This window comes from Nocardia sp. NPDC019395 (assembly GCF_040632335.1).
Lineage (GTDB): Bacteria > Actinomycetota > Actinomycetes > Mycobacteriales > Mycobacteriaceae > Nocardia.
On record NZ_JBEYBT010000009.1, the window covers coordinates 156,911 to 170,902 of the forward strand.

Genomic DNA, 13,992 nt, shown 5'->3' on the forward strand with positions numbered 1-13,992 from the left:
CGGATACTATGCCATTACCCGGGCATCGGAGATGCCCCCGTTGGGGGGTGATCTCCCCGCTCCAACGGGAATTACCAGCACCCGAACCGGCCGAAAATGGGGGAGGATCCATGCCGAAACTTCGTGCCGTCGCACTCGCCGTGGCGACGCTGTGCACGCTGCTGCTGGTCACCGGGTGTACCCGGGGAGTGGACGGCCGGGCGGTCTCCATCTACGACAACCCGTTCCAGGTCGCCGGTCTGCCGACCACGAGCGGGCCGAGCGGGCCACGCGAAAACGTTCCCCCCAGCGACCTGAGCGCCGACAACAGCGACGGGGGCGAGATCGACACCCTGGCGCTCAACGCGGTCACCGATGTCCAGGCCTACTGGGACGAACACTTCGACGCCGAGTTCGAGGGCGAGTTCGCACCGGTGGACAAACTGACCTCCTGGAGCGCCCGCGATTCCCGGAGCAAATCCGTGGAGTTCTGCGACGAATCCACCTATCGGATGGTCAACGCCGCCTACTGCCGGCTCGACAACTCCATCGGCTGGGACCGGGCGATGCTGCTGCCCACGATGTCCGAGACATTCGGCCAGATGGCAGTGGTGATGGTGATCGCGCACGAATACGGTCATGCGATCCAGAACAACGCCGATCTCGTCGACCGCGATGATCCGGTGATCGTCAAAGAACAACAGGCCGACTGTTTCGCCGGCGCGTACATGCGCTGGGTGGCGGAGGGTAAATCGGATTACTTCACCATCAACACCTCCGACGGCCTGAACTCGGTACTGGCCGCCACGGTCGCGATCCGCGACTCCGATCCCGACGACCCCGAAAGCGTGCACGGCTCGGCCTTCGAACGGGTCACCGCGGTGCAGCTCGGTTTCACCGACGGCGCCAAGGCCTGCAAGGGAATCGATATGGACGAGATCGAGCAGCGCCGCGGTGATCTGCCGCAGAGCTTCGACGGCGAATCCGGGGAATTCGAGATCACCGAGCAGAGCCTGGTCGAACTGGGCAAGGCCCTGTCGGTGATCCTGCCGACGCCCGACGAGCCGAAATACCGCTACGACGGCGCCGAAATCGACTGCAGCGACGGTGTCTCCACCGAGCCGGTGACCTATTGCCCGGCGAACAATACGATCGCGACGAATGTCGAAGGACTCTCCGACCGCGGCGCGCCGGCCGATGATGCCGATGCCTCACTACCGGTGAAGGTCACGGGCGACTACAACGGCTACGTGGTATTCATCTCCCGCTACACCCTGGCGGTGCAACGAAGCCGCGACCAGGAACTTGTCGGCGCGAAAACCGGCCTCCGCGCCGCCTGCCTCTCCGGCGTGGCAACCGGCAAGCTCGCCGACACCGGCCGCGCCGAAGGCGATATAACACTGGCCGCCGGCGACCTGGACGAAGCGGTATCCGGACTTCTCACCGACGGCCTGGCCGCCAGCGATGTGGAGGGCAAAACCGTCCCGAGCGGATTCTCCCGCGTCGACGCCTTCCGCGCCGGCGTCCTCGGCGGCGAACAAACCTGCACCGCCCGATACCAGTAATTTTGGAGCCGCTCCGCGGCTCGAGGGCGGGGGCCCTGTTGGGCCGGCTCTCGGCGTATACCTTCCGTGAAGGTAACCGTGGTCTCGACGTAGACCATCCGTGAAGGGGCGGGCTGTGTTATTTGGAGCCGCTCCGCGGCTCGAGGGCGGGGCCCTATTAACCCGGTTCTTCACTCCGGCGCTCAGTCGCTGCGCTCCTTCGCTCTGTCGCTCCAGAACCGGGCGGGCCCCGCCCGCAAAGGTGAGCCATGCGGAGGAGGAAGAAGAACCCCAATTCCAGCATCCGCATAGCCCGCACCCAACCCGCGACACCGCCCAACCGCGCTACGCGAACCTGAGCCCGCAAGATCGGTGACCACCGCGCCGAACCTCGCCGACCAGCCGGACCGCCGCCGCCCCCCTGGGCGCGTTTGATCCACTACCGCCAGTCCGTCCACACCCATCCCCACCCCGTTTTCCCGCATGCGGCCGGTCAACCTTGGTGGTTCGGGACCCGTCTCGTTCTGGAGCGACCAGAGGAAGGGAGCGCAGCGACCGACCGGCGGGAGTGAAGAACGAGACCAAGGGGGCCCCGAACCCCGCGGCGCCGGAGGCGACGCCAAAAACACAGAACCTCCACGAACGGCCCCGCTTACCACCTTCACAACCCCGTCCACCCCGCACCTTACCGGTCCGGCACACCGCAAGATCCAAGCCCTCGAGCCGCCCCCCGACGCCGAGAACCCTTCATGTCCCGAACGGCGGCGGCGCCGCGGATTCGAACCGCACCACCCGGTTCCCGATCAGAATCTCCGTCCCCGCGACCAGCACCACCGGCTGGTGCGGCGGCACCCGTACCCATTCCCGGTACCCGGCGACGCGCGTACGAGTTCCGTTCGTCGACCCCCTGTCGACCAATGTCACATCCCAATCCACCAGCAGCAGATCCACATGCGCGCGCGACATTCCGCCCGAATTGTCACTGACCTTCAGCGGAATGAGCCCGCGCCGCACCTGCTCGGATTTCTCCGGGTCACGGCCGAGGACCGAATCGGATTCGAGCAGGTAGGTGGCCCCGTCGTCGAGTACCAGGATGCCGAGAGGGGGGCGCACCACTTCGATGAGCGGCTGGGTTTGATCCACCGGCATCCCGCAGACACTGCAGAAAGCCGAGCGCGGGTCCGTCGGATGGGCGCGCGCGCATTTGAACCCCCTGACCTTCACCGTCAGCGCCTTACCTTTCGCGGTGTCCTCGGTGCGGCGCCGCAGTTCGGCGTCCATCGGCGGCGTTGCGCGTTCCGGGGGACCGTGCTGTGGTACCGGCAGATCCGTGCGCGGGGTGGGGTGCACCGAGGGGTGGCGCGGCCGGGAGTCCGCCGTCTCGTCGGTGCCCTCGTCGGGCCGGTGGTCTCCGCCTGCCGCCGAGCGTTGCCGTCCACTGATCTCGGTCTGCGCGCGGTGGGGGTCGGTTTCGGGAGGCCGTGAGCCGTCCGTGCCGCCACGCCCCGCCGTGCCACTGTCATCGCTGCCGGAGACGAGGGTCTCCCGTTCGGAGAGTTGGACACTGTTCACCGGTGTCTCGGCGGCGGCGGTCACCGCCTCCCCCGGCTCGGGCCGTCGCGACGACGATTCGCGATCATCGTCGGTCCCGGCAGCCGGCCTGTCGTCCGCATCGGGCTCCGGCGATTCGGAATCCTCGCCGTTCCGTGCGGTCTCGTCCGCGGCGGGCACCGCCTTCCCGAGCACGACCCCGCCGGCCCGGTCCGTTCCGGTGGCCGGGGAGGGGTGCCGGTTCGACGGCGACCAGGCGATCACTCCGCCGGCTTCGGCGATTCCCTCGACCAGCCGGCCGATACCCCGGGCGACCGGCAGCTCGGGACGGGAATCGTCGCCGTCGGCAACCGGTGGGTCGTCGACGAACAGTGCCATCGCGCGGGACGGGACGGCCGCGGCCCGGTCGACGGTGAAGACCGCGTCGCGGCCGTGGAAGTACTCGGTGTCCGCACCGGCCACCACCGCTGTGATGCCGCCGTGCAGGAATATCGCGACCTGACCGGGCGCCGCGGCGGACAGGATCCCGAAGTCGACCGAGTTCTCCGGACCTGTCCGCTCGGCTCTGGCCATGAGCCATCTGGTCGCTTCCTGGGCGATGGCCGGGCCGGGGCCGTCGGGTTGCCGCGCGGCGGCCTCGTAGACCAGGGCAACCAGGGCCACCAGCGCCCGGACAGCCGGCGAGTTCTCGGTGGGCCGGCCCGGCCCACGATGCGCGACGAGCACCACCGCGCCCGCGACCCGGGCCGCGGCATGCGACCCGGGCACCACCTCGACCTGCTGGTCCCGCATGCGGATCAGTCTCCGCCTGAGTGCTGCCCCGGGTTGTCTGCCACCACACCAGGGTATTGCACGGCCGGCGGCGGCCTCGCCGAGATATCCGCCCGTCGGGTAACTTCGACAGTGCATCTTCGATCGGAACGAGGGGCCCGCCCATGGTTCGGATAGCGCGCGGCGGCACCGTCACCGTGCTCGTCGCTCTTCTTGTTGCCGGATTGTCCGGATGCGGATCGGTACCGGGGATGCCGGTCCCCGGCGAGATCGATGTGCGCACCCTCGACGTGGGCGCTTTCCCGGTCGACCGGTTCAGCTATTCGCAGGACGCGGGGGCGGACGGTCCGATGCTGGAGGGTATCCGGATGTCGGAGGCCGTGGTGACCAGCAGCCAGGTCGATCCGTCACTGAAGTTCGGGCGCGGGTCGAAAGTGCTCCCGGATCCGGCGACCGCGATCGATTTCCTGGCCAATGTCTCCGAACCGATCTTGAAGAACCGCAAGCTGGTGGTCGGTTATGCGGCCAGCGGTGCCGATCGCGACGATCCGGAGGGCCAGACCCGGCCGACTACCGACGCCACCGCACTCACGGTGGTGGCTCTGCGTTTCCCCGATTCCGATAGCGCTACCAAGGCGGCGACGGAGTTGGAGAGCGCCGATATCGCGGTCTCACCCGAGAACCGGAAGCTGAGTTCGGCGAAATACCCGCAGGCGTTGCTGCACTGGCGGCCCGGAGTCGCGAATATCGGCGCTTTTCTGGCGCACGAGGAGTTCGTCATATCCCTGTTCGTGCAGCGCCCGACGCCCGATCACGCCGATCTGGTGTCCTGGGTGGACAAAGCTTTCACGGCCGAGCTCGCCCAGCTGGACCGGTTCGAGCCGACACCGACGGCCGATATCGCCGATCTGGCGGTCGATCCCGAGAACCTGCTGTCGCGGGTGGTGGTCGCCGACCGTTCCGGTCAGGTCCCCGATCCGGACAAGTTCGCCGTATACGGCCGGAACTATCTGATCAATTCCGCCGATGACCAGAACACCCGGGCCCGGCTCCTCGACGAATCCGGTTTCGAGAGCACCGCGTACGCCGATGGAAGTTCGGTGGCCCGGGTCCGGGACGCGGCGGGCGCGCCGATCCTGGTGGACGGTTTCATCGAATCGGCCGGCGACGCCTACGATCCGCTGGCGGCGCCCGCGGATGTGCCCGGCGCGAAATGCCTGGAGCTCAACGATAAAGGCGATCCGGAACGCCAGTACCGGTATCGCTGTTTCGTACCGTACAAGCGGTATGTGGGCGTGGTGTCCAGCGATAGCGACGCCGAGATCCGGCAGAAGACCGCGGCGCAGTACGCACTGCTGGCGAACAGTCTGTAATCCGGATCCGAGTGCGGTCGTCCGGGCCGTAAATCGTTGTGGTGCGCACGTTCTCATCACCGGCGCGTCGACCCGATTTTTCCGCAAGGCCAGGCTACCCTTACCGTGTTCTGCGTCTCACCGCAGCGGCCACACCCGACGACCGAATACCCACCCACCTGTACGTTGAGCCAATTATTCACAATCGCTATCACATGCCGCAGTTAGGTAACCCTTGCCACGGGCGCGGTCACACACTAACTTCGCACATCGACTCGTCCGCACCGGTACCGCGATCCACGATTCCGAGAAGGGAAACTTTGGTGAAAAGCGTTCTCCCCGAACGTAATGCGCTTCACCCACCCAATATCGACGATATCGAGCACCGTGAGTTACCCGAGACCGCCGGACGGGCGGTACGTGAACTGGCCGCTGAGATAGCTCTCACATCGACCCGGGAACCCGGCCGGGCGACCCCTCCCCTGTCCGACCCCGCGCTCCTGGCCCGGATCGCCGACCGGGCCGGGGAGCTTCCCGCCGAGGTCCGCGCGGTTTTCCGTCCGCCGGATACCGCCACCGGGGCCTGTATCGTCCGCCGGTTGCCTTTGTACGACAACGAAATCGGGCCCACCCCACCGGATTGGCAGACCGCGGCGCAATGGAGCATCGACGCGGAACGCCCCGGTTGCTCGTTCGAACTGGATATCGCCATGCTGCTACTGGCCGCGGCGACAGGCGAACCGTTCGGTTGGGCCGGACAACAGGACGGACGGCTGGTCAACAACATCGTCCCGGCGGCCGGACACGAACTCGAACAGTCCGGCGCCAGCAGCACCGTCCTGCTCAGCCCGCACACCGAGGACGCCTTCCACCCGCAACGCGCGAATCTGCTGATGCTGCTCTGCCTGCGCAATCCCGATCTGGTCGGAACCACCGTGTCATCTGTACGCCGGGTGCGGTTGAGCGGAGCGCAACAGGACACCTTGCGCACCCCGACCCTGCCGATCCTGCCGGACGTCTCCTACGGGTCGGCGGTCGACCGCGCCACCGCGGTCGCGGTCCCCACGCTGTGGAACGAGCCCGGGTTCGATGGCGACGCCGGTTCGCTCACAATGCGATTCGACCCCGCCTACACCCCCCTCGACGACGCCGGCACGGACTTCCGGGAGGCCTACGCGCAGCTGGAACGCGAACTCGAACGAGTGTGCCTGGTGGCCGCGCTCCGGCCCGGTGAACTGCTGCTGGTGGACAACGATATCGCCGTCCACGGCCGGGTACCGTTCACCGCCCGCTACGACGGCACCGATCGCTGGCTCAAACGAGTGAATATCCGGCTACCTGAACGCCCGCGCCGCGCAGCCGAATCCAGGGAGAATGGATACGGTCAGCAGATCGTCGCACCCTTCCCGCCGACGGCGCAGAACCGAACGCCGGCGGCGCCAGGGGTGCGTGCAGAGCGGAACGGTGCAATAGATGATCGAGGATCCATTGGGCATACGTGACCGAATAACTCCACTGCGCATCCTGAGCCGCGGCGATCTGGCCGATGTGCCGGTCGCCCCGGCCGAGGTGGTGCGTGCGGTGGAGGAAGCTTATATCGCTCTGGCCGCCGGGGATTCCGATAATCCGCGCAAGCTCAGCGTCGCCAACCCGGACGGGTGGTCGGTCGCCTACGCGATGCTGGGCCGGGACGGCCGGCGCCGGGTGGTGGCCATGAAGACGTCCTACAAATTCGATCCCGGCCACGACCGCACCACCAAGCGCTATTACACGACCATCACGCTCTACGACGACACCACGGGCGCACCCATCGCGATGATGGACTGCTCGCGGGTCGGGGCCCTGCGCACACCGGCGGTCTCCGCACTGCTGGTGCGGGAAACGCTGAGCCGGGAAGCGGATTCGGTACTGCTGATCGGTACCGGCACCCAGGGTCGCAATGCGCTACCACATCTGCTGGCCGCCAATCCCCAACTGCGCAAACTGATGCTCTACGGCACCCACCCCGAGGGTATCGAGGCGGTGCACCGGAAGCTCGCCGAGTACGCCCCGCACGCGCTATTGGAAAACGTCGAGGATCCCTACGCCGCGGCCCGGACGGCGGATGTGGTGCTGGCCACCGCCGGCCCGGGGACCGAGGTCGCGATCGAATCCGAACACCTGAAACCGGGTTCGGTGGTGGTGCTGGTCGGCTACGGCCTGGCACCCTCGACCCTGGGCGACGCCGACCGGGTGATCGCCACCAGCGCCGAGCAGATGGCGGTGACCGGGACCGATATGGCCGACGAGCACGGCAAACTGCGCCCGGTGGACGCCGAACTGCCACAGATCCTGAGCCGGCGCGCTATCGCCCGCCGCCGACCCGACGAACGGATCTTCGTCTACAACAGCGGCCTGGTACTCACCGATATCGCGGTGGCCCATACCCTGGCCGAACAGGCCATCGCCGAGGGCCGCGGCACGGAGGTCTCGCTATGGGATTGACCGGCGCCGATGCCCCCGCGGGAACCGGTCCGGGCTCTCGCGGTGAGCACGCGGGGACGGTGGCCGCACCGCTTCCCGCGCACCGTGATCGCTGGGAACAGGACGTTCTCGACGATCCTCGTCTGCTCGGTGATATCGCGTTCGCGATCGGGGGCCCGTTCCATCTGATGTACCCGCCGCGCGTCGCGGCGAATATCAGTGCATTTCGGCAGGTGATCACCGCCGCCGGAATTTCCGGTGAGATTTTCTACGGCAAGAAGGCGAACAAAGCCGCCTGCGTCGCCCGCGCCTGCGCCACCGCGGGTGCGGGGATCGACGTTTCCAGCACAGGCGAACTCGTGGCCGCCCTGGGTCAGGGAATTCGCGGTGCGGATCTCCTGATCACCGGCCCCGAGAAAGCCGACGAATTGCATTGGCTGGCCGCTCGGCACGGATGCCTGGTGGCGGTGGACAGTCTCGGTGAGTTGAAACGGCTGGCCGCGCTGGATATTCCGGTCCGGATACTGCTGCGCGCGTTGCCGGCGGCTTCGGCCAGCCGGTTCGGTATGCCGGCGGACGAACTCGATCAGGCCGTTACAGCGGCCGCCGAACATCCCTCGATTTCGCTGGCGGGTTTCAGTTTTCACCTTTCCGGTTACGACCCGATACCCCGCGCCGATCTGGCCGTCCAGTTGCTGGACCGCATCCGTGCGGCACGAGCACAGGGACATCCCGCCACGATGATCTCCATCGGTGGCGGATTCGGCGTCGACTACGTCCCCGCCGGACACTGGTCCGCCTTCCGGGACGAGGTGAACCGGCGCTGGTTCCATTCCGGAAAAACCTTCGAATCGTATTACCCGTATTCCTTTCCCGACGCCGGCCCGGCCATGCTGGCCGCGGTCCTGGAACGCGACGACCTCGCCGGGAAGTTACGGCGAACCGATACCACGCTGGCCGTCGAACCGGGTCGCGCGCTGCTCGATCGAGCGGGAAGCACGGTTTTCCGCGTTCAGGGTCATAAGACCCGGCACGAGCACGGGCAGCCGTACCGGGTGCTGACCGTGGACGGAACCAGCCTGAGCCTGTCGGAGCAGTGGTTCGACAGCGAATACCTCCCTGACCCCGTGCTCTGGCCCGCCGGACCCGGAACACCGACACCCACCGTCGCCGGTGCCACGACCTGCCTCGAATCGGACATGCTCAGCTGGCGGCGGATTCCGCTGCCCCGGGCAGGCGTTACCGGCGATCTGCTGGTTTACCCGAATACCGCCGGATATCAGATGGATTCCAACGAATCGCCCTTTCACGAGTTACCCATACCGCCGAAGGTCGTGCTTTCACAGGCACCGGGCGGCCGGTTTCGCTGGGCCCTCGACCAATTCTGACCATGCGGCCGTCAGCTCCGGCCGCATCGCACCGACCGCAATCGACGCCCAGGAGTTCTGCCATGCCCCTCGTCACCCGCGTGACGGACCTGATCGGCCGCACCCCCCTCTTCGAATTGGCGACAACCCGGTCCGGTACCCGGTTACTGCTCAAACTCGAACAGTTCAACCCGACGGGCGCCGCGAAGATACGGATGGCGCGCGAAATGGTGCTCGACGCGGAGCGCCGGGGTCTATTGCCCGAGGGCGGGCATATCATCGAATCCACGTCCGGAAATACCGGGCTCGGCCTCGCGGTGGTGGCCGCCGAACGCGGCTATCGGTTCACCGCGGTGGTCGACCATCACGCGAGCAGGGATAAATTACGGGCAATGCGAGCCATGGGCGCTGATCTGGTATTCGTCGCCGACGATGGTGACGATGCGCTGGCCACGTCGGCGCGCGAGGATCACGCCGAGGCCATGGCGGCACAGCAGCCCGACGCGTATTTCACCGAACAGCACAACAACGATGCCAACGCCGTCGGTTATTACGCGGTGGCCGAGGAATTACTGGCCGAGGTGGATCGGGTCGATATCCTGCTTTCCGCAGTCGGCACCGGCGGTTCCCTCTTCGGCACCGCGACCCGATTACGGCAACTGGGCTGTATTCCGCGGGTGATCGGGGTGGAACCGGTCGGGTCCATCGCGTTCGGCGGGCCCGGCGGGCCCTACTGGCAGTCCGGCACCGGCACCCCGCCCGGTGCCACCATCGGCACCGCCGTGGATTACGAACTGCTCGACGAGGGGGTCAAGGTTTCGGACCGGGACGCGTTCGCCACCTGCCGCGCGGTATCGCGGCAGCTCGGCCTGATGCTCGGCGGTTCGGCCGGCGGCTCCGTCCACGCCGCGCTGACCAGGCTCGACGAATTCCCGGCCGGGTCGACCGTGGTCACCATCGTCTGCGACGGCGGCGAGAAGTACCTCGACACGGTATTCGACGACGACTGGATGGCCGAACGCGATCTGCTCGACACCGGCGCCGAACGCACCGTCCACGCCCTGCTGACCCGATATGCTCCCGCGGGCCGAGGTGCGCAACCGGTGGGCGACGCCGTCCTGAGCGATCCCGCCGCGGCGAACGCTACGACCGCCCGCGCCGACCGGCCGCGGGAGCACGACCACGACGACCACACGGAGGATTCGGACACCATGGTGCGGGCCCGGTGATCAGCACACCGCTGTCGCGATATACCCCGGACGCCCGGCGGCTCGCCGCCCTGGCCACTCCCATCGCTCTCACACAACTCGCTCAGGTCGCGGTATCCACCACCAATATCGCGCTGATGGGCAGTCTCGGTGTCACGGCGGTGGCGGCCGGCGGTCTGGCGCTGGTGCTGTTCAACCAGATCCGCACCATGTGTGTCGGGCTGATCACCGGTAGCGGGAATCAGATCGCCGCCGCCGTGGGCGCCGCGGGTAAACGCGGTACCGATCCCGACCCCGAGGTCCGCGATGTGGTGCGGTCGAGTTTCCTGATCGCCACGGCCGCCGGACTACTGGGCGGCGCGATCCTCATCGGCCTGGGCTGGTCGCTGCAATGGCTCGGCCAGGACACCGGCGTTCTGGAACAGGCGCGTCCGCTCATGGTCGCGCTGGCTCCAGGGCTGCTGCCCTGCCTGTGGTTCCAGGTACTGCGCCAGTACACCGTCGGTATGCAGCGGCCACAGGCACTACTTCTGGTGACCCTCGGTTCCGTCGCTGTCAACCTGGTGCTGGCGTCGAGCCTGATCCACGGCTGGGCGGGGCTGCCGGCGCTGGGCCTCACCGGTGTGGGCGTCGCGACCTCCCTGGTCTTCCTGCTCATGTTCGCGGTCTTCTGGACGATGGTGCGCCGCGACGCCGAACTGGGTCGCACGCTGCCGATACGTCCGTGGCCGGTGAAATCGGCGACTCTGCGCGCCGAACTGCGGCTGGGTACGCCCATCGCCCTCACCTACGGATCCGAGGCGGGGATGTTCTCGGTACTCGCGCTGGTCATGGGCGCCCTGGGCCCGGCCGCGCTGGCCGCGCACAATGTCGTGTACCAGGTGATCTATATCGTCTTCCAGATCGCCATCGGTATCTCGCACGGCGCCTCGATCCTGGTCAGCCACAGTGTCGCCCGTGACGAAACCACGCACGCCCGCGGTCTGGCCTGGCTTTCGCTGCAGTTCGCCGGAGCGGTCGCGCTGATCACCGGACTGGCCTATGTCCTCGTCCCCGATCTGGTCCTGCGCCCGTTCCTCGACCTGGACGATTCCGCGACCGTCGAGGTGGCCCGGTCGCTGCTGCTGATCGGTATCGTGCTGCAGTTCTTCGACGCGGCGCAGAACATCGGGACCGGGTTGCTACGCGGTCTGCAAGCGACGAACGCGGGGTTCCGGCTGTCCGTGGTCGGTTACTGGATCGTCGGCCTGCCCGCGGCTCTGCTGCTGGCATTCCCGGCCGGGCTCGGCGCCGCGGGCGTGTGGTGGGGGCTGACGGCGGGGCTGGCCGCTACGGCCGCGCTGATGCTTCGCAAATACTTCAGCCTGCTCGACGAGCACGAATCGGTGGTGGCTCCCCGGCACCGGGAGCCCGTAAGTTAGGATTGCCTCTCCAAAGTTCACTGGAAGGAGTGGCGCGGTGCGTGTTGTGATCCTGTTCGGTTCGGAAATGGGCACAGCGGAGAAGGTCGCCGAGGCGATAGCCGAGGAAATGACCGGATACGAGGTCTCGGTTTCCGATATGTCCGAGTTCGACGTCACCGAACTGGACCCGCGCCTCTTCCACATCATCGTGTGCTCCACATACGGAGAAGGCGATCTGCCGACCGGCGCCGAACCCCTGTTCGAAGCCCTGGACGCGCACCGCCCCGACCTGACCGGCCTGCGCTTCGCGGTGTTCGGCCTCGGCGATTCGGTCTACGACAACACGTTCAATCGCGGCGGGGAGATCGCCGCCGCGAAACTCACCGCCCTCGGCGGCACCCAGCTCGGCGAACACGCCCGGCACGACGCATCCGGCGAGACGAAACCCACCGCGATGGCCCGCGACTGGGTACACACCCTCCCGCTCGACTCGGCCCTCGCCGGCGCCTGATCGCCCCCGGCGCGAAAGGCCGTGCTGACCTCCATTTCTGAGGTTCGCCTTGCCCCGCGGAAGGCGGATTCCGGTCGGCAGCACGACGTTCCGGTGCAGGTCGGAGCCGATACTTCCCCGGCACGTGGCGGCGGCGGCCTCTAGACTGGTGGCCGGTGCGGCACTTCCTCCGCCGCAGCACGTCGATCCAGGAGGGGACGATATGGCAGCCGGAGTCAGCTCAGCGCAACATCCAGCAACCGACCATCCGGAGCTGGAAGCGCTGCCGCACTGGCCACAGGAAACCATCGCCGTCCTGGTCACCACCGATCCGGCACCCCACGCAATCCCGGTATCGTGGCCCGTCCGCGCCGGCGACCGGCGAATCCTGCTGAGCCTCAAATTCGACCGGGGCTCGCTGGCCCGGTTACGCGAACGCCCGCAGGTGGCGCTGCTGATCCTCGGCGGCGGCGATGTGGCGCTGTGCGCGCGGGGCTCGGCCAAGGTCATCGCCGAGGAAATGCCCGGCGCCGACGACTATGTGGCGGTTCGCCTGGACGTGGATGTCATCGACGACCACCGGCAGGGGGCCTTCGCGGTCGCCCAGGGTATTCAGCGCACCATCCTCGACGATTCCTCCGAGCTGCGCTACCTGGAACACCGGGTGGCCACCTTGAAATCCTGGGCGGAGAACGAAGAACAGAACTGAGATCGGGCGCGCCGCGCCACCATATCCGGCGCACCTGCGCCGCGGGGAAGGAGATCATGAGCGTCACTCTGGCCAAGGGCGGCAATGTCTCGCTGTCCAAACAGGCCCCCAATCTGACCAAGATCGCTGTCGGCCTCGGCTGGGATGTACGCACCACCATGGGCGCCGACTACGACCTGGATGCCAGCGCCCTCGCCACGGGCCCGAGTATGAAGGTCCTCTCGGATGAGCATTTCGTCTTCTACAACAACCTCCGTTCGCCGGAAGGCTCCATCGAACACACCGGCGACAACCTCACCGGTGAAGGTGACGGCGACGACGAGGTGATCAATATCGATCTGGCCAATACGCCGGAATCGATCACCAATATCTTCTTCCCGGTCTCCATCCACGACGCCGACGCGCGGGGCCAGTCGTTCGGCCAGGTCCGCAACGCCTATATCCGCATCGTGGATCTGAGCACCGGCTCGGAACTGGCCCGCTACGATCTCTCCGAGGATGCCTCCACCGAAACGGCGATGGTGTTCGGTGAGCTGTACCGCCGTAGCGGCGAATGGAAATTCCGGGCGATCGGCCAGGGGTACGCGTCGGGGCTGGCGGGGATCGCCCGCGACTACGGCGTGAACGTTTAGACGCCGGGTGGCTCGCCCTCGGACGAAAGGTGGGGCCGCCGGCTGAGCCCGGATTCCTCGCAGCGGTCTGTACGCGACCCTTGCCCGTGTACCGAGGCCGTGTTTGAATGGGCCGGCCGGATTGCTGGGCCGTCGATGTATCGGCGCGGCGGGAAGGAAGGGATGCTATGGGGGGCGCGCGCCGATCACGGGATTCGGGCGGAACAGGCTCTGGCGCTGCCAAACTGGGAGCTCTGCTTGCTGAGGGGCTCTTGCGCCGCGAACTCATGGTGGGCGCCGTTCTCTTCTCATCTTTGACGATCGTGGTCGGCCTCAGTTCGGAAAGCCTCGCCTGGCAGATCGGATACTGTGTCGCCGGCGGCTCGGGCATCGTCGCGTCCTTCGTCGGGATGCGCAGGAAATGGCAACTGCAGTGGTTGTTTTCGATCGGCGTCTTGGCATTCAATGGCATATTGCTGGTCGTTCATGGGCGAATCTTCGATCAGGTCTGACACCCGCCGGACGCCCAGCACGGGGAAGGAAG

At 67.0% G+C, this 13,992-nt stretch carries 12 protein-coding genes; 11 read left to right on the plus strand and 1 reads right to left on the minus strand.

Annotated features, from left to right (window positions below; all coding sequences use genetic code 11):
* The first annotated feature begins 110 nt into the window (after nucleotides 1-110).
* Nucleotides 111-1,544 (plus strand): metallopeptidase, encoded by a 1,434-nt coding sequence (locus ABZ827_RS20805; RefSeq protein ID WP_357238863.1) that lies wholly within the window; start codon nucleotides 111-113, stop codon nucleotides 1,542-1,544.
* Nucleotides 1,545-2,270: 726 nt separating this feature from the next.
* Here the strand turns inward: ABZ827_RS20805 and ABZ827_RS20810 are convergent.
* Nucleotides 2,271-3,866 carry an FHA domain-containing protein gene (locus ABZ827_RS20810; protein ID WP_357238865.1) on the minus strand — a complete coding sequence of 532 codons (1,596 nt, stop codon included), beginning with the start codon at nucleotides 3,864-3,866 and terminating at the stop codon, nucleotides 2,271-2,273.
* Between the two features lie 143 nt (nucleotides 3,867-4,009).
* Here ABZ827_RS20810 and ABZ827_RS20815 point away from each other — a divergent pair, with 143 nt between their 5' ends.
* From ABZ827_RS20815 to ABZ827_RS20860, 10 genes are all read left to right on the plus strand, one after another.
* Nucleotides 4,010-5,218, plus strand: a complete 1,209-nt coding sequence (locus ABZ827_RS20815; protein WP_357238867.1) for a hypothetical protein — start codon at nucleotides 4,010-4,012, stop codon at nucleotides 5,216-5,218.
* 302 nt (nucleotides 5,219-5,520) lie between these two features.
* Nucleotides 5,521-6,699 carry a TauD/TfdA family dioxygenase gene (locus tag ABZ827_RS20820; protein ID WP_357238869.1) on the plus strand — a complete coding sequence of 393 codons (1,179 nt, stop codon included), beginning with the start codon at nucleotides 5,521-5,523 and terminating at the stop codon, nucleotides 6,697-6,699.
* On the plus strand, nucleotides 6,671-7,681 hold the full coding sequence (locus ABZ827_RS20825; RefSeq protein ID WP_357238871.1) for an ornithine cyclodeaminase family protein: 1,011 nt from the start codon (nucleotides 6,671-6,673) through the stop codon (nucleotides 7,679-7,681). Before ABZ827_RS20820 ends, ABZ827_RS20825 begins: the two co-directional genes overlap by 29 nt.
* A complete protein-coding gene (locus ABZ827_RS20830) occupies nucleotides 7,672-9,048 on the plus strand; it encodes an alanine racemase (RefSeq protein WP_357238873.1) in 1,377 nt (458 codons plus the stop codon). The genes ABZ827_RS20825 and ABZ827_RS20830 overlap by 10 nt, the downstream gene beginning before the upstream one ends.
* A gap of 62 nt (nucleotides 9,049-9,110) precedes the next feature.
* Nucleotides 9,111-10,256 carry a cysteine synthase family protein gene (locus ABZ827_RS20835; protein ID WP_357238875.1) on the plus strand — a complete coding sequence of 382 codons (1,146 nt, stop codon included), beginning with the start codon at nucleotides 9,111-9,113 and terminating at the stop codon, nucleotides 10,254-10,256.
* The gene (locus ABZ827_RS20840) at nucleotides 10,253-11,656 is read left to right on the plus strand and encodes an MATE family efflux transporter (RefSeq protein ID WP_357238877.1); all 1,404 of its coding nucleotides are present in this window, start codon (nucleotides 10,253-10,255) and stop codon (nucleotides 11,654-11,656) included. Before ABZ827_RS20835 ends, ABZ827_RS20840 begins: the two co-directional genes overlap by 4 nt.
* 37 nt (nucleotides 11,657-11,693) lie before the next feature.
* Nucleotides 11,694-12,149 carry a flavodoxin domain-containing protein gene (locus tag ABZ827_RS20845; protein ID WP_357238879.1) on the plus strand — a complete coding sequence of 152 codons (456 nt, stop codon included), beginning with the start codon at nucleotides 11,694-11,696 and terminating at the stop codon, nucleotides 12,147-12,149.
* A 202-nt stretch (nucleotides 12,150-12,351) separates the two neighbouring features.
* A complete protein-coding gene (locus ABZ827_RS20850) occupies nucleotides 12,352-12,837 on the plus strand; it encodes a pyridoxamine 5'-phosphate oxidase family protein (RefSeq protein ID WP_357238881.1) in 486 nt (161 codons plus the stop codon).
* Between the two features lie 56 nt (nucleotides 12,838-12,893).
* Nucleotides 12,894-13,469 (plus strand): TerD family protein, encoded by a 576-nt coding sequence (locus ABZ827_RS20855; RefSeq protein WP_357238883.1) that lies wholly within the window; start codon nucleotides 12,894-12,896, stop codon nucleotides 13,467-13,469.
* Nucleotides 13,470-13,636: 167 nt separating this feature from the next.
* Entirely contained in the window at nucleotides 13,637-13,960 is a 324-nt protein-coding gene (locus tag ABZ827_RS20860; protein WP_357238884.1) for a hypothetical protein, read from the plus strand.
* The last annotated feature ends 32 nt before the right edge of the window (nucleotides 13,961-13,992 follow it).